The 24,047-nt window shown below is 52.2% G+C and carries 20 protein-coding genes; 15 read left to right on the plus strand and 5 right to left on the minus strand.

The window, feature by feature from the left end; all coding sequences use genetic code 11:
* Nucleotides 1-15: 15 nt before the first annotated feature.
* The 7 genes from DS878_RS04640 to DS878_RS04670 are packed head-to-tail and all read left to right on the plus strand — an operon-like array spanning nucleotide 16 to nucleotide 13,119.
* Nucleotides 16-1,263: an RNA-binding domain-containing protein gene (locus DS878_RS04640; RefSeq protein WP_113814814.1), complete on the plus strand. Its 1,248-nt coding sequence runs from the start codon at nucleotides 16-18 to the stop codon at nucleotides 1,261-1,263.
* Nucleotides 1,260-3,173 carry a site-specific DNA-methyltransferase gene (locus tag DS878_RS04645; RefSeq protein ID WP_113814815.1) on the plus strand — a complete coding sequence of 638 codons (1,914 nt, stop codon included), beginning with the start codon at nucleotides 1,260-1,262 and terminating at the stop codon, nucleotides 3,171-3,173. Before DS878_RS04640 ends, DS878_RS04645 begins: the two co-directional genes overlap by 4 nt.
* 11 nt (nucleotides 3,174-3,184) lie before the next feature.
* Nucleotides 3,185-6,148, plus strand: a complete 2,964-nt coding sequence (locus DS878_RS04650) for a DEAD/DEAH box helicase family protein (protein ID WP_113814816.1) — start codon at nucleotides 3,185-3,187, stop codon at nucleotides 6,146-6,148.
* 9 nt (nucleotides 6,149-6,157) lie between these two features.
* Nucleotides 6,158-7,618: a DUF3375 domain-containing protein gene (locus tag DS878_RS04655; RefSeq protein ID WP_113814817.1), complete on the plus strand. Its 1,461-nt coding sequence runs from the start codon at nucleotides 6,158-6,160 to the stop codon at nucleotides 7,616-7,618.
* 13 nt (nucleotides 7,619-7,631) lie between these two features.
* The gene (locus DS878_RS04660) at nucleotides 7,632-8,531 is read left to right on the plus strand and encodes a DUF4194 domain-containing protein (protein ID WP_113814818.1); all 900 of its coding nucleotides are present in this window, start codon (nucleotides 7,632-7,634) and stop codon (nucleotides 8,529-8,531) included.
* A 3-nt stretch (nucleotides 8,532-8,534) separates the two neighbouring features.
* Nucleotides 8,535-11,912 carry an ATP-binding protein gene (locus DS878_RS04665; RefSeq protein WP_222837438.1) on the plus strand — a complete coding sequence of 1,126 codons (3,378 nt, stop codon included), beginning with the start codon at nucleotides 8,535-8,537 and terminating at the stop codon, nucleotides 11,910-11,912.
* Complete coding sequence (locus DS878_RS04670; protein WP_113814819.1) at nucleotides 11,905-13,119, plus strand: DUF3322 domain-containing protein; 1,215 nt, start codon at nucleotides 11,905-11,907, stop codon at nucleotides 13,117-13,119. The genes DS878_RS04665 and DS878_RS04670 overlap by 8 nt, the downstream gene beginning before the upstream one ends.
* Here DS878_RS04670 and DS878_RS04675 read toward each other — a convergent pair.
* From DS878_RS04675 to DS878_RS04685, 3 genes are all read right to left on the minus strand, one after another.
* Nucleotides 13,107-13,427 carry a hypothetical protein gene (locus DS878_RS04675; RefSeq protein WP_148707064.1) on the minus strand — a complete coding sequence of 107 codons (321 nt, stop codon included), beginning with the start codon at nucleotides 13,425-13,427 and terminating at the stop codon, nucleotides 13,107-13,109. The genes DS878_RS04670 and DS878_RS04675 overlap by 13 nt on opposite strands.
* Before the next feature lie 2 nt (nucleotides 13,428-13,429).
* Entirely contained in the window at nucleotides 13,430-13,930 is a 501-nt protein-coding gene (locus tag DS878_RS04680) for a hypothetical protein (RefSeq protein WP_113814821.1), read from the minus strand.
* A gap of 193 nt (nucleotides 13,931-14,123) precedes the next feature.
* The gene (locus DS878_RS04685; protein ID WP_113814822.1) at nucleotides 14,124-15,104 is read right to left on the minus strand and encodes a D-2-hydroxyacid dehydrogenase; all 981 of its coding nucleotides are present in this window, start codon (nucleotides 15,102-15,104) and stop codon (nucleotides 14,124-14,126) included.
* 253 nt (nucleotides 15,105-15,357) lie between these two features.
* Here DS878_RS04685 and DS878_RS04690 point away from each other — a divergent pair, with 253 nt between their 5' ends.
* From DS878_RS04690 to DS878_RS04700, 3 genes are read left to right on the plus strand one after another with little or no spacing between them, the layout of a single operon-like run.
* On the plus strand, nucleotides 15,358-16,584 hold the full coding sequence (locus DS878_RS04690; RefSeq protein ID WP_113814823.1) for a pyridoxal phosphate-dependent aminotransferase: 1,227 nt from the start codon (nucleotides 15,358-15,360) through the stop codon (nucleotides 16,582-16,584).
* 9 nt (nucleotides 16,585-16,593) lie between these two features.
* A complete protein-coding gene (locus DS878_RS04695; RefSeq protein ID WP_113814824.1) occupies nucleotides 16,594-16,785 on the plus strand; it encodes a CPXCG motif-containing cysteine-rich protein in 192 nt (63 codons plus the stop codon).
* A 52-nt stretch (nucleotides 16,786-16,837) separates the two neighbouring features.
* A complete protein-coding gene (locus tag DS878_RS04700) occupies nucleotides 16,838-17,407 on the plus strand; it encodes a DUF1439 domain-containing protein (protein ID WP_113814874.1) in 570 nt (189 codons plus the stop codon).
* A 61-nt stretch (nucleotides 17,408-17,468) separates the two neighbouring features.
* Here DS878_RS04700 and DS878_RS04705 read toward each other — a convergent pair whose 3' ends face one another.
* Nucleotides 17,469-18,635, minus strand: coding sequence for an isocitrate/isopropylmalate dehydrogenase family protein (locus DS878_RS04705; protein WP_113814825.1), 1,167 nt, complete (start codon nucleotides 18,633-18,635; stop codon nucleotides 17,469-17,471).
* A 185-nt stretch (nucleotides 18,636-18,820) separates the two neighbouring features.
* Here DS878_RS04705 and DS878_RS04710 point away from each other — a divergent pair, with 185 nt between their 5' ends.
* Nucleotides 18,821-19,177 carry a hypothetical protein gene (locus DS878_RS04710; protein WP_113814826.1) on the plus strand — a complete coding sequence of 119 codons (357 nt, stop codon included), beginning with the start codon at nucleotides 18,821-18,823 and terminating at the stop codon, nucleotides 19,175-19,177.
* Here DS878_RS04710 and DS878_RS04715 read toward each other — a convergent pair.
* A complete protein-coding gene (locus DS878_RS04715; RefSeq protein ID WP_113814827.1) occupies nucleotides 19,171-20,064 on the minus strand; it encodes a LysR family transcriptional regulator in 894 nt (297 codons plus the stop codon). The two genes, DS878_RS04710 and DS878_RS04715, sit on opposite strands and share 7 nt — an antisense overlap.
* A gap of 147 nt (nucleotides 20,065-20,211) precedes the next feature.
* On the opposite strand from DS878_RS04715, the gene DS878_RS04720 reads away from it, so the two are divergent.
* From DS878_RS04720 to DS878_RS04735, 4 genes are read left to right on the plus strand one after another with little or no spacing between them, the layout of a single operon-like run.
* Complete coding sequence (locus DS878_RS04720; protein ID WP_113814828.1) at nucleotides 20,212-21,426, plus strand: acyl-CoA dehydrogenase family protein; 1,215 nt, start codon at nucleotides 20,212-20,214, stop codon at nucleotides 21,424-21,426.
* Nucleotides 21,427-21,439: 13 nt separating this feature from the next.
* Nucleotides 21,440-22,261: an SDR family oxidoreductase gene (locus DS878_RS04725; RefSeq protein WP_113814829.1), complete on the plus strand. Its 822-nt coding sequence runs from the start codon at nucleotides 21,440-21,442 to the stop codon at nucleotides 22,259-22,261.
* 31 nt (nucleotides 22,262-22,292) lie between these two features.
* Nucleotides 22,293-23,357: a phosphotransferase family protein gene (locus DS878_RS04730; protein ID WP_113814830.1), complete on the plus strand. Its 1,065-nt coding sequence runs from the start codon at nucleotides 22,293-22,295 to the stop codon at nucleotides 23,355-23,357.
* Nucleotides 23,357-24,046 carry a histidine phosphatase family protein gene (locus tag DS878_RS04735; protein WP_113814831.1) on the plus strand — a complete coding sequence of 230 codons (690 nt, stop codon included), beginning with the start codon at nucleotides 23,357-23,359 and terminating at the stop codon, nucleotides 24,044-24,046. The genes DS878_RS04730 and DS878_RS04735 overlap by 1 nt, the downstream gene beginning before the upstream one ends.
* Nucleotide 24,047: the final 1 nt, after the last annotated feature.

The following is a 24,047-nucleotide window of genomic DNA, read 5'->3' on the forward strand; positions in this document are numbered from 1 at the left end:
TCTACGAGATAACGCATGGATCGGGAAAAACTCGTTAAAGACCTTTTGTTCCATATTCGCCTGGGAGAAGACTCCAGTATCGAATTCAAAGAGGTTGTCTTTGAAAATGACCGCCTCAAAGAGCCCAATCGCGAAAAGATAGCTCATGAAATTGCAGCCTTTGCCAACGGGCAGGGCGGCAGGCTGATTCTGGGTGTAACAGATCGAACCCGCGATGTAGTCGGAATTGACGACGACAAGGTCGCTAAAACTGAGGAATGGGTGGTTAACATTAGCCAAAGCAGCATCAACCCGCCGGTTCGTCTGGATACTCGCCTGCTTCAGTTGCCTAATCAGCAGGGCGACCTGAAAACCGTCATCTGCGTTGACGTTCCACGCAGCATTTCGGTTCATCAAAGTGCAGGACGCTACTACCAGCGTGTAGGCTCAACTAAACAGGAAATGAAACCCGAGGTACTGGCTCGACTGTTTCAGCAACGCTCCCAAGCCAGATTGATTCGGTTCGATGAATCTCTGGTTCCAGGTACAACGCTGGATGATGTCGATAAAACCCTCAAACAAAGATTTCTGAAACCCGCTACCCCGGAACGAGAACAGCTTTTCAAACTACACCTGACAGCAAGGGACGACTACGATGTGGGGTTGTCCGTTTGTGGTGTGTTGTTGCTTACATCAGATCCCACACAATGGCTCACCAATGCCTACGTACAATGTGTGTTCTACAGCGGAACTGAGCGTGACGCCAAAGACCAGTTGGATGCGCAGGATCACACTGGCCCTGTGGATCAGCAAATCAACGGCGCGCTCGATTTTGTTAAGCGTAATATGCGCGTAGAAGCAAAAAAAGAATTGGGCCGTATCGACATTCCACAGTACGACCTGGGCGCTGTTTTTGAGGCCGTGGTTAATGCTGTGGCTCACCGTGATTACTCAATGACTGGCCGCCGAATTCGCCTGCACATGTTTGCAGATCGTCTTGAGCTATATTCCCCCGGGCAACTGTCTAACAGCCTCACCATTGATGGCATGATAGAAAATACCGTTACCCGCAATGAAGCTTTGGTGAACCTGCTTAGCCGCTACTACCAGGCCCGGGAAGAAGCCGGTCGTCAGGCCTTGATAGAACGGCGAGGTGAGGGCGTACCGAAAATCGTCAGCCGAAGCCGCGAATTAAGTGGCAAAGAGCCGCAATACCGCATGATTGACGACAGCGAACTGTTATTGACCATCTATGCCGCCAGTAAGGACAACCCAGTAACATGACCACCGCAGACACTCAGATGAACGGCCAGTCCCTGGATGTTGCCGAGCAACGCCGAAAGGAACTCGAACAACTGTTCCCAGGTATTTTTACCGAAACCCGCAATGATAAGGGCGAGCTGAAGGTGACCATTGATCTGGAGCGCCTGAAAGCAGAACTGGGTGAATTCACGGACATTTACGACAGTCGCCGTGAACGCTACGGCATGGATTGGCCCGGCAAACGGGACTGCCTGCGGCTGATCCAGCAGCCCTCCACTGCGACCCTCAAACCCTGCCGGGAGGAGTCGGTGGATTTTGATACCACCGAGAACCTGTTTATTGAGGGCGACAACCTGGAAGTGCTCAAGCTCCTGCAAAAGAGCTACTACGGTAAGGTTAAGATGATCTACATTGACCCACCGTACAATACCGGCAAGGAGTTCATCTATCCGGACAACTTCAGCGAAAGCCTGGACACCTATCTACAATACGCCGGCCTGAAAGACAGTGAGGGCCGAACCTTCTCTACCAACACCGCCAACGAGGGCCGCTTCCACACCAAGTGGCTGAACATGATGTACCCCCGCCTGTATCTGGCCCGCAACCTGCTGCGGGAGGACGGGGTGATCTTTATTTCCATCGACGACAATGAGGTGGAAAACCTGCGGCGGATGTGTGATGAGATTTTTGGGGAAGAGAATTTTATTGCAACAATTATTTGGCACAAGATGGATAGCCCTAAGAACTCCGCAAAGTACTTTTCTGAAGACCATGATTACATTCTTTTGTATGCAAGGAATTCCGAGATTTGGCGTCCTAATCTCCTTCCGCGATCCGAGAAAATGATAGAGCGTTACAAAAATCCAGATAATGATCCTCGGGGGCCGTGGCTGCTTGGAGATTTGGCCGCCCGAAATTATTATGGCAAAGGCACATATAAGATTCAGACTCCATCTGGAAAAGTCATCCCCGGTCCTCCTGCAGGCAGTTACTGGAGAGTAAGTGAACAGAAGTTCTGGGAACTGGAGAAAGATAACAGAATCTGGTGGGGCGAGAATAAAGATAATCGACCAGGCGTTAAGAAGTTTTTGTCTGAGGTTCGACAGGGCGTGATTCCGCAAACGTACTGGAATTGGAAAGATGTTGGAAGCACGAGAAATGCGAAGCAGGAGCTTAGTCGACTGATGGGGGCTTCATCCGGAGATGAAGTTTTCATTACTCCTAAACCTGTTGGTCTTGTGAAAAGAATGCTGCAAGTAGCTACTGCTCCGGATTCCAGTGACATTGTGTTGGATTTTTTTGCAGGGTCAGGAACCATATTTGAGGCTACGTTTGCGCTTAATGCTGAAGATGGTGGCTATAGGAGGGTAATCGGTGTTCAGCTTCCAGAAGTCGTGTCTAAGGGCGCAACTGTTTCTGAAATGGCTCGGAAGAGAATCAAGAAAGCAGGGGAGAGATTTTCCGCTGTAGATGATATTGAAGATAGGACGCACACTGGTTTTCGAACCTTACAATTGGCACAAAGTAACTTCAAACAATGGCAGTCTCCAGATAGCAATATCTCCGACGAAGAGCTCTTGCAACAAATGGAGCTCAACGTCGATCACGTCGACCCCAATGCCAGCCAGGAAGATCTACTCTACGAACTGCTGATCAAGGCCGGTGTAATGCCCACCGAAAAAGTGGAGCAGGTAGAGCTGGCCGGCCGCACACTGTTTTCCGTGGCAGAGGGCACCTTGCTAGTGCATCTTGAAGACGATACCGACCAGGCCCTGATGGATGCCGTATTGGCCAAAGCCCCCGGCCAGTTTATCTGTCTGGACAAAGCTTTCCATGGTAACGATCAACTCAAGACCAACGCTGTAAAAACCTTCGAGGCCTTTAATCAGGGCAAGGAAAAAATCGACCAGATCGATTTCAAAACGGTTTAAGGGGCGCTGGCATGAAACTGAAGTTCAACCCCAATCTGGATTACCAGCAGGATGCCATCGAATCTACGCTTTCGGTGTTCGATGGTCTGTCTACTGCTGGCGAACCATACCGTAAGCTCGGCATCGCCAACACGCTGACGCTGGACCCTGACAAGTTGCTGGATAACCTGCACCGGGTGCAGGAGCAGAACTTTATCGAGAAGTCTGCGAGTTTGTTCGAGGCGGGGGATGACTATCCGTTTCCGAATTTTTCGGTGGAAATGGAGACTGGCACGGGCAAAACCTACGTGTACCTGCGCAGCATTTTCGAGCTGCAGAAGCGTTTGGGGCTGCGAAAGTTCATCATTGTGGTGCCGTCGGTGGCCATCCGGGAAGGCGTGTTGTCCTCGCTGGCCATGATGAAAGAACACTTCCGCAGTTTGTACAACAAGGTGCCATATGACCACTACGTGTATAGCGCCAAAGATTTGTCCAAGGTGCGCCAGTTCGCCACTGCCAATACCCTGCAAATTATGGTGATCAACATTCAGGCCTTCCAGCGGGATGCCGGGGATGTGGAGAGTTACGACAGCCTGACGCCAGAACAGATCAAGAAGCTCTCGGTGATCCACCGGGAGCAGGATCGTATGTCCGGGGTCAAACCCATCGAGTTCATTCAGGATGTGCGGCCCGTGCTGATTATTGATGAGCCCCAATCTGTGGATAATACCGCCAAAGCCCGACGCGCCATCAATCATCTCAATCCATTGTTTGCACTGCGCTATTCCGCTACGCACAGAAATCCCTATAACGTGGTATACCAGCTTGGCCCCGTAAAGGCCTACGACATGAAGCTGGTTAAACAGATTTCAGTGGCGTCTATCCAGTCCCAAAGCAACGTTAATCAAACTTACCTGAAACTGGCGAAAATTGGCTACACCGGCAAGGCAAAAACGCCGTCTGCTTCGGTGGTTATTTTTGAAGACACGCCCAATGGCACCAAAGAGAAAACCGTTAAGCTCAAACAGGGTACGGATTTGTCCGACCACACTAACCGGCCGGGTTACGAGGGTTATGTGGTGGATGAGATCTATGCCGAGCCGGGTGCGGAGTACGTGCGCTTCTCCAATAACGTGGTTCTGGAACCAGAGCAGGAAAAAGACGGTATTCACGACGATGTGCTCAAAGAGCAGATTCGACAAACTGTGGAAGAACACTTCAAGAAAGAGCGAAACCTTCAGAAGCAGGGGCTGAATGTAAAGGTGTTGTCGCTGTTCTTTATCGACAAGGTGGCGAATTATCGTTATTACGATGAGCATGGGGCTGTTCAAAAAGGCAAGATTGCCCGATGGTTTGAGGAAGCCTATTGCGAGCTGGCCGCTAGCCCATTGTTTAGTGATTTGCCCAAGCGAGACGTTGAACAGGTGCACAACGGTTATTTTGCAGAGGTGAAAAAGCGGGGCAAAGTTGTAGAGCTGAAGGATACCAGTGGCACCACTGCCAGCGATGCTGAAGTCTACAAGTTAATCATGGAATACAAGGAGCGGCTGTTGGATGATGCCGAGCCATTGCGCTTCATTTTTAGCCATTCCGCTCTTAAAGAGGGTTGGGACAACCCGAATGTGTTTCAGATATGCACCCTGCGGGAATTTGGTAGTGAAAAGGAACGTCGCCAGACTCTGGGCCGTGGCCTTCGTTTGTCGGTGGATGCCAATGGCGACCGGGTCTATGACCCGCAAGTAAACCGCTTGACCGTGGTGGCCAGCGAATCCTTCGAAGTCTACGCCAAGAACCTGCAAACGGAGATGGAAAAAGACATCGGCGGCGGGTTCAAGTTTGGCAGGGTACCTTCCATCGCATTTGCTCCTCTGGCGATAAACGATACTGACACCCTGGGTCAGGAAAAATCCCGGCACCTGTGGCAGGCATTGAAAGCAGAGGGCTATCTGGACGGGAAGGGGGACCTTACCGCCAGATTCCAGCCCGACGATATGTACTTTCAGTTGCAGGTGCCCCAGGAATATCAGCCGCTGGAAAACGAGATCATAGACCGCCTGCGCAGCTTCATGTTTGCAGGTCGGGTTCAGGATGCTCGCAAGCGCACGGCAGTTACCTACAACAAGCGGGTTGAGCTGAACCCGGACTTCAAGGCGCTGTGGGATAAAATCAGCCAGAAAACCCGCTACTCTATTCGTTTTGATACACAGCAGCTGATCGACCTGGCCAGCCACAAACTCCAGAACATGCCAGTGGTCAAGCCGGTAACCCTCACCATTGATCACACTCAGGCCAAACTGACGGATGCCGGGTTTGGCAGCGACCGCCAAATATCGACGACCAAAGAACGGTATGTCAGCTCCCACGAAGTGTTGCCAGATCTGATAGGCGCTCTGCAGGAGCGCACCCATCTGACTCGGGGGACCGTGCTGACCATCATCAGAAATAGCAAACGGTTGGGAGAGTTCAAGGCTAATCCGCAGGGCTTCATTACCGAAGCTGCCCGGCAGATACAAAAAGCCCTGGATGAACTGCTGGTGGATGGCATTCGCTATGAAAAGCTGGCAGGCGAACACTACAAGATGGAACTGTTCAACCAGCCGGAACTGGAGACCTATCTGGATCGCTCTTACCAGGTGCAGCACGGTAACCAGGGCGACCAGGTACAGACCCCTTACGACTACATTGAATGTGACTCTCACATCGAGCGTATAACTGCGCAGGCGCTCGACGGAGCGGATAACATTAAGTTTTTTTGTAAGTTACCCCGCTGGTTCACCATTCCCACCCCGGTTGGCGACTACAATCCGGATTGGGCGGTGGTGTTGGAAGAAGATAGCAAGGTGTATTTGATTCGGGAAACCAAAACCACTCACGATAGCGACAAACGTCGGTTGGATGAAAACCTCAAGATTCTGTGTGGCGAAGCGCATTTTGCGGCGTTGGGGGGTGTTGATTATAAAGTGGCGACGACGGTGGCTGAGGTGACCGCAGTTTAGGAGGGCGCAATGAGCTTTCACGGATTGCAGGCAAAATTCAATCGCCTTCTTGGTGAGAGCGCGGCATGGAAGCTGCTGCGAGCGGATAATGCCCCGTATATTCTTGCCTTTATCGCCGACTTGTTCTCTGAAGAGAGTGAAGTACTTTTTGGACAGGCCCGCGTTCGCCTGGATGCCGAGATAGACCGTTCGCGGGAATTGGGTGTCTGGCAAACGGAGACGACAGCCAACACATACCTGAATCAGTGGATTGCCTCGGGCTGGCTGCGTGAGATGGATGATACGCTCACCAAAACCGACGCCAGCGAAACCGCTTTACGGTTTTGCCGTTCACTGGAAGAGCGAACAGCCGGAACGACCGCCTCTCACTTGAGAATAGTGCAGGAAGCCGTGCGGGACCTTGCTGTCGCCATTAGCCCGAATGTTGATGAGCGAGTGGCGCTGCTTGAGCACAAGAAAGCAGAACTCGAACGGCAAATCGCTGCTCTTAGGGCGGGCGTAGTGAGTGAACTCAGCGAGCAACAAAAGCGCGAGCGTATCCGCGAGGTATACCAGCTTGCGTCGGTACTAACAGGCGATTTCCGGCGGGTCGAGGATGACATACGACAATTGGACAAGGCACTGCGAATCCAGCTTATAGAAGGCGGCGCAACCCGGGGCGATGTGTTGCTGTCAGTCATGGAGAAAGAGGCGTTGTTGTCTTCAACCGACGCAGGCAGCGCCTTTGAGGGCTTCTTTCAGTTGTTGTGTGACCAGAACCGTCAGACTGAGCTCCGAGATCAGCTTCGTGGCATTCTGAGCCAGCCCATTGCGCAGCAGTTATCTCGCACCCAGCAACAGTTTCTTGCCCACCTTATGCGCGAACTGGGCCGTGAAAGTGAACGTGTTTTCCAGGTGCGACGGCGAACTGAAGAAAGCCTGAGAGCCTATGTTGAGAGCGGCGCCGCCAGTGAAAATCGCGCGGTTGACCAATTGTTGGCCAAGCTCGAAAGGGTTGCCGTAGCCTTGAGGGATGGTGGCATCGATCTGCGTGCAGACACAGCGTTGTCCTTGCCGGTTGGGCCACTGGAACTCTCATCCCCTGAGACTCTGCGCCTTCGTAGCCCGGACGAAAAACTCGACACTCGCGGTGTAGAAGTAAAGAAAAATACGCGAGAACTGAGTGAGCATGTTCTGGAAAGCCTGGAAACGGTGCAGGTTCGGGAAGTTGCTGAAAACACCTTCAGAACGCTGACCGCAAAGGGCCCCATGACGATTGCAGGGCTTGTGACGCACCACCCTGTAACTGCGGGGCTTGAAGAACTTGTTGCCTATGTGCGAGTGGCTAAGTCTGTTAGTGCTGCGAAATTGGAAGATGTGGAACGAGTGCAGCTTTCTGACAAAAACGGTGTGCAGTTTCACGCTACATTGCCCACTTATATGTTGAGCGCAGAGCTATTCCCCGCCGACCTGGATGAACTGGTGCTTTAAGGAAGGAGCAGATATGCCCAGTAATAGCGAAAATTCGAAGGGCCCGGACAATGAAAAACAGCCATCACATGAGCGCTCAGCAGCGAGGACGAGTTTCTTCGACAGAGTGCGGAGCCATAATGATATCCCGGATAGTGCCGAGCCGAGCTCAGATATAAAAGCCGGCACACTTGAGGATCATTCTGAGGGGGCTGAGACGGCCAGCTTGGCTGACGATGTTGTAGATGAGACTCCTGACGGCACATCCGATTTACCTCACGAGGCACGGCGGGTGCTGGTTTACCTGATGCGGCAGGGAGCGGTTATTAGCGCCCAGAAGCCCAAGGTTTTTGAGACCCTGTGCAGGCATGAGATTATGATCCGTCGTCACCTGTCTGAGGTATACCTGCGCCTGGTTCTGGATGAGAGGGCCGGTGTTGCATTTGTCGCCCTGAGTGACACAGAAACCGACGGTGACGACAACCCGGCGGATGAAACACCAGTGTCGTTGATTTCAAAACGCACCCTGTCGCTGTATGACACTCTGCTGCTTTTGGTTCTTCGCCGCCATTACCAGGATAGGGAATCGGCAGGCGAACAGAAAATTACCGTCGATATGGAACGCATGGAATCTTACCTCACGCCTTTTCTACCATTAACCAATCACGCAAAATCAGACCGCAAAAAACTCAACAGTGCGGTGCAAAAATTGATACAGAAAAAAGTGTTGGCCGCAGCCCGTGGGTCAGAAGATCGCTATGAAATTACCCCCATTATTCGCTATGTGGTGGACGCAGCGTTTCTTGAATCCATGCTGGAGGAATATCTTCGGCTTGCGCGGGAGGCGAATATTGCGATCGACCCAAGATTTGCCAACGACCCGGTATCGAGCCCGACGCGTGTAGATCAAGACGATTTGCTGGAAGGGCTATAGGGCATGACCAGCATGGAGCATTACAGCGATACCTTTTTCCAGCAAGGGCAGATTCGTCTGGCAGAGTTAAGTGTATACAACTGGGGATCCTTTGAGGGATTGCATACTGCCAGAATAGACCCTGAGGGCACACTGATTACAGGGGACAATGGTTCTGGAAAGTCGACGTTGGTGGATGGCCTGATGGCCCTGCTGTTACCCGCTGGGCGGGCGACTTTTAATGTTGCTGCCGCTCAGGGAGACCGGACAGATCGCTCCTTGCTCTCTTATATGCGTGGTAGTTATGGAGCTACCCATGAGGGTTCGAGCACCCGGGTAAAGAGCAAGCGGGAAAAATCCGTTGTGACAGGGCTGAGAGCGCTGTACCGGGCCGATGATGAATCCGAGATAACGCTGGCGGCATTATTCTGGACCACACAGGCTTCCAATGCGCTGACTGACGTAAAGCGTATTTACGTGGTCGCTCGCCGTAACCTCGAACTGAAAGAAATGCTGGATGCGTTCGGGGAGGGGAGCTCCACATCGCTTAAGCAATGGTTGCGTAATGATGCGTTGATTACATGTTGCGACGACCGCTTCTCTGACTACCAGGAGCTTTACCGAAGATCTCTGTATATGGAGAACAAAAATGCCCCTGCCTTGTTATCACGGGCGCTGGGGCTCAAAAAGATTGATGACTTGACCAGGCTGATCCGGGAGTTGGTGCTTGAGCCCAGCACCATCCGCGACGATGCCAGAAAAGCTGTGGAGGAGTTTGGTGATCTGGTTGCGACCCACGACAGGCTGGTGGATACGAGAGCTCAGGTCGATCACCTGAGCCCTTTACCTGGTCTGGCAGACGATCTTCGACAGGCGGAACTGGACCTCGGTCAGCTTCGGTTGGAGAAAGATCACTTGGGAATTTACTTCGGTGAAATGCTGGCTGCACTCTGGTCTGCTCGGGCAAAAGAGCTTAACGCAGAGGTAGAGCGGTTAGAGGGTAAACTCGAAGAGCTGGCAAGAAAGGAATTGGATGCAGAGGCATTGGTTGAACGCCGCCATGGCGAGTATCTACAACATGGTGGAGACAAGATCGAATCCTTGAGAAAGGATATCGAGCTTGGCCGCAACAAGCTCTCTGATGCCAGCCAGAAGGCCTCAGCGTATCAGAAGGATATGGCCCGCCTTGGTTTGCAAAAGACACTGGAAAAGCGCTCGTTTCAGGATAACCAACAGGTCGTGGCGGGTTGGCTTGAGCGTATCGACGAAGATACGGAAGCCAGTCAGGACCAGTTTGGTGCGGCAAGTGGTGAATTGAGCAAGGCACAGAACGCCCTTGGTGATCTGAAAAAAGAAATCTGTGAAATTGAGGCTCGGCCCGATTCCAATATTGCACCTGCGTTTCAGCGGCTGCGGGAGGAGTTGGTGCAATCGCTCAATTTGCCCGCTGAGGATTTGGTGTTTATTGGTGAGTTGATAGATGTGCGGGAAGAGGAACGCCCGTGGCAGGGCGCTATTGAGCGGGCACTGGGTGGCTTGCCAACAACATTGCTCGTTCCTGCCGCTAGCTACTCAATGGTGACTCGCTGGCTCAATGCCCGTCATACCGGTCTCCATGTTCGGGTCCAGGTGGTGCGTGACAGCAATGGGGGATGGAAATCGCCGGAGTTTATGGAACGTGGCTTTCTCAGAAAGCTGGACTGGCGTCAGCACCCCTATCGCGATTGGCTCAAGCACCATTTGAGTAAGTTCGATCTCGCCTGCGTGAACACCACGGAAGATCTGGATATAACGCCCTTCTCTATGACCAGGGAAGGGTTGATTCATAAAGAGAAGGGGCGATTCGAGAAAAAAGATCAGTTTAAAATTGATGATCGTCGTCGTTGGAACCTGGGCTTTTCCAATAAAGGCAGGTTGGCATTACTGAGCAACGACATGAAGGAGCTTCTGCAGCAGGTTAAAGATTTTGAAGACGCGGTTATTGAAGCCCGAAAGGCCATGGATGAGGTGGGTACGCGCAAAACAATACTGGAACGAGTAACAGGTATTCACTGGGAAGATATCGATGTACCTCACTGGCAGGAGAAATTAGAGGGATTGCAGTCAGATCTTCACACGCTTGAGGCTTCGCAGGGAGATCTGGCGGAAGCCAAAAAACAATGGGAAGAGGCCAAGCTGGAGAGGCAGAAAATTCAGCAAGACGCTGGTGAGGTCAAGGTTCAGAAAGGCAGCGTCGCTAACCAGCTGGAAAGTGCTAATCAGGCGCTCAGTAAAAACCTTGAGGCTGCTGCTCCAGGACTCACGGATGAATGCCGGGCCTTGCTGACTCAGCGGGTGGGCGCCGTAACGTTAGATGAGACACACCGTTACGCTGAGGTTGAGAAAGAGCTGGATGCACTTATCGACGCCAAGCGCAGTAGCCAAAGCACGGCGGAGAGTAGGGCCAACGGCATTATGGGTTCGTTTCGTGGCAAGGATCAGTGGCGCCCTATAGTGCTGGATTGGCCGACAGGCCTTGCGGCCCTTGATGATTTTCTTGAGCATCTGAACCAGTTGCAGAGTGAAGGCCTTCCCTCGCTGGTTGACCAGTTCAGGGAACGGCTGAACAAGCACGCCACCCAGTCGCTTGCAAGTATCAAGAGCAAGCTGGATTCGGAGCGCGAAGATATCCTTGAGCGTATCGGTATCATTAACAATGTGCTTCGTAGAACAGAATTTCGTGTAGGCAGTTATCTGAAGTTGGGTACGCGCAGGGAGAAGTTCCCCCATGTATTTGAATTTGATCGCAAACTACGGGGAGTTTTGGGCCAAGTCACCAGTGATGACCACGAAGGCCGGTTCAATGCCTTATCTGAAGTGGTCACAGTGCTTGATAAGGCCAGTTCATCCGGAACTTCAAGCTCGCTGGAAAGCATGCGTTTGCTGGACCCCCGTTATCAAATGACATTCTATGCCGAGGAAGTGGACGCCAATACCCTCAACATTCGCGATGTTCTCGACTCGTCCAGCGGAAAGTCGGGGGGAGAGAAAGAGTCATTTGCCGGAATGGTCGTGGCGGCAAGCTTGGCGTATGTCCTTACGCCAGATGGATGCGATCAGCCTGTTTACAGTACGGTATTCCTTGATGAAGCCTTCTCCAATACGGCTGAGTCTGTAAGCCGTCGAGTGCTCAAGGTTTTCAAGGAACTTCATATCCATGTAAACCTGATTACGCCCTACAAGAACCTCAACCTGGCCCGTGAATCCGCACGTTCGTTATTGATTGCCGAACGTGATGCCGAAACCCATGAAAGCCAGCTTTGTGAGCTGACCTGGGAGGAAATTGACCAGAAACTGGCAAATGCAAAACACAGTTCGGTAATGAGCGATGCCGAGTCTTTGGAAATTGGCGTTGATGAGTGATCGTAATTGGGGGTTGTTGCCAGAGGAGGTGATTGAGCGACTTCGGGAGAAAGAATGGCGCAACCCCCGTGCTTTAAAGGCGAGGCTCAAAGGGCAAAAGACATTTCCCATATCCATTAGCCTTAAGCCACCTCGTGGTCAGGAGGCTGCCGTGGGATTGAGGCAATATCAGCATTTCGTAGAAGCCTGGAGGGCTTTCCCGAAACAGTCATGTGTTGTCTGGGAAAGCCGTACTTTCCGCCAATTATCTGATCAGACCCTGCCGGCTCGTTTCTTGGTAAATGATATTGAAACTTTGGCAGAGTTGTTGGGTAAGGAGGAGCGTTCGGCATTGGCTGTTTGGGAGGCAAGGATATCACGTATTCTTGCGGAACCATTTGCTCAAGAACGGACGGCTCAGAAGGAGCTATTTGATGTTTTGGTGGACCATCTGGAGGTTCTCAACGGATTTTCCGAAAATGAACTGGAGCTGCTGGTTAAGCTGATCCCACAACTCAAGCCGGGTCTGGGGGCAGGTTGTTACCTTCGTGCTTTGCCCGTGATATACGTGGATACAAAATTCATTGAGCAAAATTTACGATTCGTAGAGCGTCTGTTAGACGTTCAGTATCAGGGAAGTGTAACGATAGCAGGCGGGTTGCTGGCTTGGCTGAACTGCCTAGAAAACCCCAAGGGCTGGCTATTCGTCCGCCCCTTGTGTGAGAGCAGTCAAGCCGCACTAGGTGGTTTGCCAATACTGCAGATGGATACAGCTACCCTGAAAAATTATGAGTTGCCAGCCAGTAATATTCTGGTTGTGGAGAATGTTCAGTCTGGGTTGGCACTGCCTCCACTGAATAATACGATTGCCGTGTTTGGAGGGGGCAGGAATACCTCATGGTTATCGGCTACTTGGCTTGTTTCCAAACAAGTGGCCTATTGGGGGGATATAGATTCAGAAGGCCTTAGTATTCTGAGCGATGCTCGTGGCCGCTGCCCCATCATCAACGCTCTGATGATGGACGAGAAAACTGTTGATAGATTTTCAAGCCGGATGGTGGAGGAGCCGGACTTCGTGAGAGCGCTTCCTGGTAACCTGAAAGACCATGAGTTCGATCTGTTCTGTAAATTGCGCGAAGGATATTTCGGCAAGCCTCGCCTTGAGCAGGAGAGGCTATCTTCCGATTATATACTTCTGAATTTGGCTAGGTGGGCTCAAACGCCCTGAGCCGCCAATTGAAAACGATGAACCATCCGATAAGCTGCGGCGCCAATGCATATCGTGTAATGGTCCCTGTTTTCGGAAAGAGCCTGCAGAAACTTGCTTCTTGCCTCCCGAGCCATCCATTTATATGCATTTCTCGCTGGTCCAAGTGGTCCGGGGACATACTTGATCGCTTCACTGCAGCTGCCTGATTCTTCAACCAGTTCATAGGTCAGGTTGAAAAGTTGCTCGTTTGGGTGCCAGCTTGCTGCCTGTTGGCCGAACAGCGTTACCAGAAATTGCTTCAGGTGTTCTCTGTCGTAAATATCCACTGTCATCGTTCCTTGACATTTTCAATGATCTGCTGGTATTGCTGTTCGCTTCCGATGACCCTGAATTGGTGAATGGCGGTTTTGTCAAAAATATAGAGATAGCCCTCTCCATTTTTCTTGCTGTAGGTTCCAATCAGCTTGGCGTTTCCAACCTGTTTTTGGGTAACTGCGGCTAATGGCAGATCAAATTGCAGCGCTTGTTCCTCTGAAAGGGACTGGAGCCACTCAGGAAAGGTATTGCGAATTTCAGGTAAAAACAGTGACTTTATGTACTGTTCCTCAATACCTGACAGATCGATCCTCGTATAAACAGTTTTTGGATCTACTAGCTGATGAGAGACCACCCAGTCGTCGTACTTCAGGATTAGGGTGTTGCTGGAGTGAGATATCAAGTTTGGTTGTGAATATTGTAGCTTCAGGTTCTGGGATAGAACCAACTCACCAGCCTGAGTGTGAACAGTAAAAAGCAGCAGCACAACCGCCGCCATGCGGGATAAAGCCATAAAACCTCCATGTAGTTGCACGTCCATTGCAAAGTCTTCGCATTCTTATCGAGTCGTTAGAATGTGTCAAATCTGGTGGAGTAGGGCCGCATATTATAATGAATATATAAAACGGGAATCTTGTACTGTATGATTCCGCTGTTTATCTATCGCTGTTGGTTTTTCGGGTTATAGGTTCGCTTGATCCTGCAGCTTACTTGCTGGCGTACCCCAGTTTCTTATCCACTATATTGAACAGCCCCTCACCGTTGATCCAGCGGTCCAGGTTTTCAAGAAACTGGTCGGTAAGTGCACCCTTCCAGCCAATGAAATCACCGGCCATGTGGGCTGTCATGATCACATTTTCCATATCCCACAACGGATGGTCCTCGGGTAGTGGCTCTTCTTCAAATACATCAAGCCCAGCACCGGCGATTTCTCCAGCCTTGAGTGCAGCGATCAGGTCGTCGGTTTTTACAATAGGGCCGCGGCCGATATTAATCAGACGAGCCGAGCTCTTCATGGCCTTGAAGGCTTTTTCGTCAAATAACCCTTCCGTCTGAGGAGTAAGCGGTGCTGCTATGACTACATAATCGGCCTGGCCCAGCTGTTCGTACAGATCGTCATTCCCGTGCACTGCAACAAAATCCGGATCGTCAGTACGAGCTGTTCTGGCAATACCGTGGGGTTTCAGTCCGGCAGCGGCAACAAGGCGGCCAATCTGCCGACCAATGGATCCAGCACCGACCACCAGAACCTGTTTTCCTGAGGCTCTTTCTGTGTCCCTGTGCTTCCACTGATGTTTCATCTGCAAACGGATAGAGCCGGGGAAGTCCTTGGCGAACATCAGAATAGTACACAGCACGTATTCGGCGATGGTTCTGTCAAATATGCCTCTGGCATTAGTGACCACAACACTGCCTTTGGTGAGGGCGGGGAACATCAATGCGTCCACCCCTGCGCTGGTAGCATGTATCCATCTCAGCTTGTCTGCACAGTTCCAGGCGGCTTCCAGCGCTTCGGTGCGAAAATCTGTCACCATCATCACATGGGTACCAGGAAGGGTGCTCCGCAGAGTGGCTTCGTCACTGGCGAAGCGTACTTCTGCGCGTGCCCTGAGTGAGTCCATGCCCGGCGGCTCTGGCTCTCCTGGCGCAGTAAGAACGGTTACCACAAGCTTGTCGCGCTGAGTCATTGAACCTCCGCCTGATTAAATGGCTGATTTCGGGTTAAGTTTTTCTGAGGTTTTCTTTCACACTCTCAGTCTCTCGACACAGTCTGGTAGGCGGATGCGATCGGGTCAACCCGGTATTTCCGGCAAAAGGTTTTACGGGCAGGTATGTATGTCTGCACGATGTTTGTAAGTTTTTGCCTTGTATGCCCTGATCTTACTGGCTAACCTGCAAGGTAGTTGATTTTTGCTTTCGTTCCCGTTTCAGGAGGTTGTTATGGCAAACGCCGCCAACAGAGATGCCGGCCAGGACACAGTGCGGAAAGTGAAGTACCGGAAAACCAAGGCCAGCTGGAACCCAGCCATGCAGGCAGTTCCGGTGCCGGGTATCCGGCGCATGGTCAATATGGCGGCCACGATGAAAGATGTGATTCATCTTTCCATCGGCCAGCCGGATCTGCCGACACCCCGGCATATTATTGATGCGTATATTGATGCTCTGAATGCAGGGCAGACCGGATACACCATGGATGCCGGGTTGCCGGAGTTGTTGGTAGCGCTCAGGGATTACTACGGCAAGCGCTATAACCGCAAACTCACCAGAGACAACATTCTGGTTACAAGTGGTGCTACAGAAGCCATGTATCTGGCGATTTCTGCAACCGCTGCGCCGGGGCGTCAGTTTATTGTGACCGACCCTTCTTTCCTGCTGTATGCACCTTTGATCCGCATGAATGGGGGCGAGGTCAAGTTTGTATCAACCCATGCGGAGAATAATCATCAGCTTGATCCGGATGAAGTCATCAAGGCAATGGGGCCACGCACCTTCGCCCTGATACTTAATAACCCGAATAACCCGACGGGAGCGGTATATCCCCGCAGCACGGTTGAAACCATTCTGGAAGAGTGCGCATACAGGGGTATTCAGGTCTATGCCGATGAGGTCTATGACCACCTGATTTTTGATGACGAGGATTTTGCCAGTGTCCTGAATTGCTCTATGGACCTGGATAACATCATGTGCATCAGCAGTTTTTCAAAAACCTACAGTATGGCCGGGTTACGTGTCGGCTGGGTGATTTCCAGCCAGGCCGCAATCAAGTCTCTGCGCCGCTATCATATGTTCACTACGTCCGTTGCAAATACACCGTCTCAGTTCGCTGGTGTTGCGGCGCTGACAGGTGACCAGCAGTGTGTAAAAGACATGGTAGATATCTATCGGGAGCGCCGGGACAAAGTCGTGGAACTGATAGATCAGACCCCCTACATGACCGGATACAAACCTGGCGGCGCATTTTTCGCGTTCCCGGCCTTGCCTCCCCATGTTGACGGTTCTGATCTGGCGCTGCGTATGCTTAAGGAAACCGGGGTGTGCATGGTGCCCGGGGATGCCTTTGGCGAAGGCTCTACGAACGCAGTTCGTATCAGTTTCTCGACCAGCTGCGAGAAGCTCGATGCAGCGTTTGATCGCATCATTCCATGGATGGCAAAACAACAGTTCTGAGGGGGAGCTATGTCAGCCCTGGATTCTGTGCTTATCCAGTGCCCCTATTGTTGGGAGGCGCTGGAAATCAGCGTCGATCCGTCAGTGGCGGAGCAGGAATACGTGGAAGACTGCCAGGTATGCTGTCAACCCATTCTATTGCATGTTGTTTTCGATGATAATCTTACCCCTCACGTAGAGGCGAGGGCCGAGAATGAGTAAATGCCCCGGGCAGCCTGCCGTCGGGAGGTGCCTAATCCATGGAGATCGAATGATGAATAAACTGTGCCTGAGTGGCCTTTGGGGCATGATTTTATTGGTGCTTGTACTGTCCAGTGGCTGTGCCAGTCTTTCTCCCTATTCAATCTCGGAAGGGGAGCTCGAAAGTCACCTGCAGGATGCTGTTCGTGATTACGACCGCACGCAGCTGAAGAACGGATCGCCACTCAGCCTGAGCCTTGATGATGCCGATATTACCCTGGGGCCGGATGGCCGTGATGTGGCAGTTATCGATGTCAGAGGGCAGGTAGCACTGAATGCATTTCTGGCCAAACTCCCGGTTGATATTGCCTTGAAAGTTGAAGGTGCCCCGGTTTATGACAGCCAGGAAAAGGCCATATATATTCGCAGGATAAAGTTGCTTGAAAGCAGCGTTGATTCCGGTTTTTTCAAGGGTGATCTTGCGCCAGTGACGGACAGCGTGATGCGGGTTGTGGCTCAGATGCTGGAAACCATGCCGGTTTACCGTCTGGATGATACTAACCTTGCCCAGCGGATGTTCGGAATGGTGCCCATGGATATCAGAGTGGCACCAGGTCGTCTTGAATTTGTGATGGCTGAGTAAATGCCAGGTTTTTAATAAAGCAGGGTCAGCATGTAATTTCTGGCCCTGCTTTCATTGCCTTTCAGGCTGATAGCCGTTGGCAGATCGCCTGACCGATTTCCTGTGTCCTCCGCGGTACGCCGGCATTTTCCGCGAGATCCGCCGCTACTGCATCAAATAATTCCTTGCCTGCAGTCGCCATGGCAGGGTCTTTCCGTCCCAGCCATTCCAGCATTCGGGCAGTCGTAAACAGCATTGCAGTTGGATCAGCAAGACCTTTGCCGGCAATATCCGGAGCACTGCCGTGAGTCGGCTCGAACATGGAGGGCATATCCGGATCCGTGGGGTTGAGATTGCAGGAAGGGGCCACACCCATGCCACCAGAGAGCACTGCGGCAAGATCCGTAAGAATATCTCCCTGAAGGTTGCTGGCTACAACCACGTCGAATGCCCACGGGCTTTGTACGAACTTCATGCAGGCTGCATCGACCAGCTCATGGTGCGTGGCGACATCCGGATACTCTTTGCTGATTTCCTCGAAGGCCTCAGTGTACATATCGCCCCAGTAACGCAGTGCGTTACGCTTGGTGATCAGACACACCTGACTTTCGCAGGGGCGCCCGTCATGAGAGCCGTCAAGGCTATAGAAGGTTCTGGTACGGCTTTCCAGTACGCGCTCTGCAGCCCTGGCACGAGCCTGTTCAAAACCATAGCGGATGATGCGATTGGTAGCCTTACGGGTGAATACCTCCATCTGGGTTGCGATCTCATCCTCGGTTCCCATACGCAGGCGCCCGCCCTGACTGACATATTCACCCTCGGAGTTTTCCCTGATAACGAGCATATCAATGTCTTTCGCCCGCTCATCGGCAAGATACTGGCGAGCGCCGGGTAGCAAACGGGCAGGGCGTTCGCACACCCACTGATCAAAGCCCTTACGCATTTCCAGCAAGGGTGCCAGCGAAACACTATCAGTCAAAAGATAACGGTTAGGATCGTCCAGGGGGCCCGGATCTCCCAGGGCGCCAAGCAGTATGGCATCGTAGGCTTTGAGCTGCGTCAGCGCGTCGTCAGGCATGGATTCGCCGTGCTCCTGGTGCCAGGCGTGGGAGGGCCAGGGGAATCGGGTCCATTCAAGTGCCAGGCCATGCCTGGTACGCAGGGTTTCCAGGCAGCGTATCGCTTCCCCTATGACTTCAGGGCCAATGCCGTCTCCCGGCGTTACAGCTATGCGGGTAGTATGGGCCATGTCGGCGACTCCTTTTTCAAGTTGGCTCGTATAGATAACAAGCCCAGTTTAGTCCTCTGCACACGAGGCGCCAGCATGCAGGCCAATAAAGCCGTTTTACCCGTATGTGGCACAGCGTTTATAGTGTCCGCTAGCCGGCGTGCTAACGCCTGAAATTGGTTTAACGAACTCACAGGACGGTCCCGTTGCTCTATCGACTTATTACCATCATTGGCGCCCTTGTTTTTGTTGCTATCCTGTATGCACTGGTCTGGTTTTTCTGCAAAAAGTTTCTTGAACATCATGGAGTTCGGGAAGGCGTATCCGACCGTGCCACAGTGCTTGCGACCTGGACATTTGCCGGTATCAGTGTCGGGTTGGTTTTTGCTGTAGTCGGTTCGTTTGTGCTTGGGCCCTGGGCGTTTTACCGTACGCTGCGTGGTCACGGAGTTGATATCTCTGATGGTGCAGCCGTCTGGTGGGGATTTGGCATTGTGGTCGCCTCACTCGGCATCACGGCTATGGGGCTTTTTGGTTTCCTTGTCGCCGTCGGCGCTTACTGAATTGCCTTAAGCTGCTCTCTGAACCAGATCAATGCCGGCTCCTGGCTATAGGCTTTATGCCAGTATAAATGCACATCGAGTGACGGCAGATCGGCCGGTGGTTCCATTATTGTGATGCTGGCGCGTTCAGAAATAATCCTGGCGTAGGTTTCCGGCATGGTCAGCAGAAGATCTGTTGATTCCACAACCCGGCAGGCCGCGTAATAGTGCTGACAGCGCAGACGGATGCTGCGCTGAACCCCCAGTCGTGATAATTCAAAATCTTCAATCCCCGGGCCTTCCGTACGTGATGAAACCAGTATGTGACGTGCTGAAAGGTACCTGTCCATGTCCAGCGTCTGTAAAGTCAGGGGATGACCTTCCCTGGCAAGAACCACAAGCCTGTCCTGTCTCAGCAATTCATGAGATGTCTGGCTGCTGACTGGAAGCAGGACATCAACAGCGAAGTCCAGCTTGCCGGCCGCAAGCTGCGTTTCCATATCCCGTCGGGGAATGCGTTTACTGACAATTTCCAGTTCCGGATAAGGATCCAGTCGCTGCATAAGCTGAGGCAGAAAGGTTGATTCCAGAACATCCCTGAGGCCCAGCGAATAGGTTTTTCGCTGATTGGCCGGATCAAATGCATGGAACTGGTTAACAGCGCCCTGGATCTGGGTAAGCCCGGGTTTCATTGACTCAAGAAAGCGGCGGGCCAGCGGTGTTGGCATCATCTGATTGCCTTGCCGCGTAAACAAAGGGTCGTCGAAATGATCCCGCAGGCGTGCCAGGGAGTGGCTGACTGCCGGCTGTGTCAGGTGTAGTGCCTTTGCTGCCCGGGTAAGGCTGCCTTCCCGGTAAATGGTGTCAAAGACATGCAGAAGGTTGAGGTCCAGTCGACTCCCGGCCATAGTAACGGTGCCCTGATATGAATAAGTAATTCTAATAGTAAACGATAAGAATAATTCAGTCGCGTAATAGTGGGTGTAATCATAGACTGGCATCAATGTGCTTATGTTCGTGGCACCAGTATGTGCAATTTCTATGAGGGTCAGGCAATGGATTTCAGTATCTCCGAGAAAGGTCAGGATTATCTCCGGCGTGTAAAAGCGTTTATGGCAGAAGAGATATTCCCGGTTGAGGCTCAATACCACAAGGAACTGGCTTCTCTTGAAAACCGCTGGGTTGTGTTGCCTGTCATCAAAGAGCTGAAAGCGAAGGCAAAAGCTCAAGGGCTCTGGAATATGTTCTTTCCGGATGAGAAGCATGGTTGTGGTCTGCTTAACTCAGATTATGCCCTGATTGCAGAAGAGACCGGTCGCAGCTTTATTGCGCCCGAGATTTTTAACTGCAATGCGCCGGACACCGGCAACATGGAAGTACTGATTCATTATGGCTCCGAGGAGCAGAAGACTGAGTGGCTCCCCCGCCTTCTTAGTGGTGAAATCCGGTCAGCATTCTGTATGACTGAGCCGGCGGTAGCATCATCGGATGCAACTACTATGGAAGCAACCGCGATGCTTGACGGTGATGAAGTGGTGTTAAATGGCCGTAAATGGTGGAGCACCGGTATTGGCCATCCTGACTGTAAGGTTGCGATTTTTATGGGTCTTTCTGACCCGGATGCCCATAAACACCGACGCCACTCGATGGTTCTGGTACCGCTGGATACACAGGGCGTGAAAATTGAGCGCATGCTCCCGGTGTTTGGTGAGTATGATGAGCCATATGGTCATGGCGAAGTGCTGTTTGACAACGTTCGCTTACCGAAGAGTGCGTTTATTGCCGGTCCGGGGCGCGGCTTCGAGATCGCGCAGGGGCGCCTTGGTCCTGGTCGGGTGCACCACTGTATGCGAGCTATCGGGGCAGCTGAGCGTACGCTTGAGCTGCTGATCAAACGGGCCACGAGCCGCGAGGCATTTGGTCGCCCGCTGGCCAAGCTTGGTGGTAACCCGGATATTATTGCCAATGCCCGTATGTCGATTGAGCAGGCCCGGTTGTTGACGCTCAAGTGCGCATGGGCTCTGGATACCAAGGGTATTGCAGGTGCAATTCAGGAGGTTGCCATGATCAAGGCTGTTGTCCCTTCGATGCTGCAAACCATTGTTGATCAGGCTATTCAGATTCATGGCGGCGCTGGTGTAAGCGATGATGACTTCCCACTGACGCAGCTGTTTGCCTATGCTCGTGTGCTGCGTCTGGCAGATGGCCCGGACGAGGTGCATCGTGCCACCGTTGCCCGACTCGAGTTGCGTAAATATAAAAACCAATAAAACGGAAATCACTATGACACAACGAGTATTCGTAACAGGCGGCGCAAGCGGCCTTGGTCGGGCTATTGCACTGCGTTATGCCAGAGAAGGCGCCAGGGTTTGCATTGGTGACATCAATCCGGAGCAGGGTGTTGGCGTTGAGCAGGAAATCAACAGTGCCGGTGGCGAAGGGTATTTTGTTGAGTGCGATGTCCGACGGCTGACGGATCTGGAAAAGGTTTGTGCGGATCTCACCCGGAAGTGGGGTGGAGTGGATGTGGTGGTGAATAATGCCGGTGTTGCATCTGCCGGCTCGATAGAAGATACCACCATGGCAGACTGGGAATGGATTATTGATATCAATGTCCTGGGTGTTGTCAGAGGCTGTAAAGCGTTTACACCTCTGTTCAAGAAGCAGGGTTCGGGCGCGTTTGTGAATATTGCCTCCATGGCAGGCCTGATGCTGGCGCCGCTTATGGATAGCTACAACGTGTCCAAGGCGGGTGTCATTGCTTTGTCGGAAACCTTGAGCCAGGAATTACGGGGCGACGGTATTCACGTTAGCTGCGTGTGCCCGGCATTTTTTCAGACTAACCTTGCCAGCAGCATGCGTTCGGATATACCGGGTATTCAGCAGAACGTGGGTAAATTGATGAAACGCTCCAATATCTCTGCAGATCATGTTGCAGAAGACATTGTGCGTTCGGTCAAGAACAGGAATTTCTGGGTGCTGCCCCATGTGAAAGAGCGCCGCTTGTGGATACTCAAGCGTTACGCTCCCTGGGCTTTTGACAAACTTATGTTTGAAGAGAGCAAGCGCTGGATGAAGAAAATGGGCGGTAAGGCTAAGGCCTGACCGGAACGCTGGAATAAAAGGAGAGCCATGAATGACCCAGATTGATCAGGCGGAAGACATCCGCGCAGGTGAGGAACTGGATCTTTCGGCGGTCGACCGGTTTATGAAAGGCGCTATCCCGGCCCTTACTGGTGAGCCGGAGATCCGCCAGTATCCTGGTGGCGCGTCCAACCTGACGTATCAGGTGGACTACGGAGACCGTTCGTTTGTTTTGCGTCGACCACCTTTTGGCAAAATTGCAAAGTCTGCGCACGACATGCTGCGCGAAGCAAAGGTGATGCAGGCGTTGAAGCCGGTATATCCATATGTGCCCGATATTATTGCTATTTGTGATGATCACAATGTATTGGGATGCGATTTTTATGTGATGGAACGACTGAAGGGCATCATCCTGCGTCAGGATTTCCCCAAAGATCTGGATCTGAATGAGGCCGATACACGCAAACTTTGCCTGAATGTGATCGATAAACTCGTGGAGTTACATCGTGTCGATGCCAAATCGGCGGGGCTGGATCATCTGGGCAAAGGAGCGGGTTATGTTCAGCGTCAGATTGGCGGTTGGAGCGATCGTTTTCGTAAGGCCCATACAGACGATGTTGGCGATTTCGAGACTGTTATGTCCTGGCTGAGCAACAAGATGCCGGGGGACATTGCACAGGTTGTTATCCATAACGATTTTCGCTTTGACAATGTTGTGCTGAATCCGGACAACCCTTTTGAGGTAATCGGGGTGCTGGACTGGGAAATGGCTACAATCGGCGACCCTCTGATGGATCTGGGCAACACGCTTGCATACTGGATCGAAGCCGGTGACGAAGGTCCGTTCCAGATGCTGCGCCGCCAGCCTACTCACCGCCCCGGCATGCTGACACGCAAGGAAGTGGTGGCCTACTACATGGATAAGTCCGGTTTTCGGGCAGATAATTTCGATTTTTATGAGATATACGGGTTGTTCCGTCTGGCAGTCATTGTCCAGCAGATCTATTACCGCTTCTATCACGGTCAGACCAGTGACAAGCGTTTTGCTGCCTTCGGCCATGCAGCCAACTATCTTGAAAAGCGCTGTCAGCGCCTGATTGCCGCGAGTTCCCTGTAATGGCTACTGTTTACCTTGTGCGGCACGGCCAGGCGAGCTTTGGAAAAGAAAACTATGACCAGCTATCTCCGCGGGGGTGGGAGCAGGGTAAGGTTCTTGGTCGCTGGATGGCCGATAAGGTAAGGCTGGCGGCTGTTTTTGGTGGCAACCTGCAGCGGCACCGTGAAACCGTTGAAGCTATTACGACCGGCTACGGTACAAAGTTACCGGATATGCAGGTAACTCCCGGCTTCAATGAGTTCGACCACATTTCTGTCGTTAACCGTTACCGGCCCGAGTGGAGTGACCGCCAGGTTATGGCAAGAGATCTGGCGGCGGTTCCTAAACCAGCGGCAGCGTTCCAGCAGGCTTTCGTCAATGCAGTGCGTCGATGGGCTTCAGGGGACTATGACTCAGAATATGACGAGACATGGACAGGCTTTAAAACCCGGGTGCTTGCTGCATTTGATGAAATGATCGAGTACGCAGATGGTGGTGATGTACTGGTGTCGACTTCCGGTGGCCCTGTCGCGGTTGTGTGTCAGCAACTTCTTGGTCTGGAAGATGAGCGCACGTTGGGGCTGAATGAAGTCATTGCCAACACCAGCGTTACGCGGGTTTTATACTCCGCTGGCCGTCGCAGCCTTTCTGTTTTTAATAATTACAGCCATCTGGAAGCGGAAGATCCCGCTCTGGTGACGTTTCGATAAC

The organism is Marinobacter sp. F3R11, assembly GCF_003318275.1.
Classification (GTDB): domain Bacteria; phylum Pseudomonadota; class Gammaproteobacteria; order Pseudomonadales; family Oleiphilaceae; genus Marinobacter.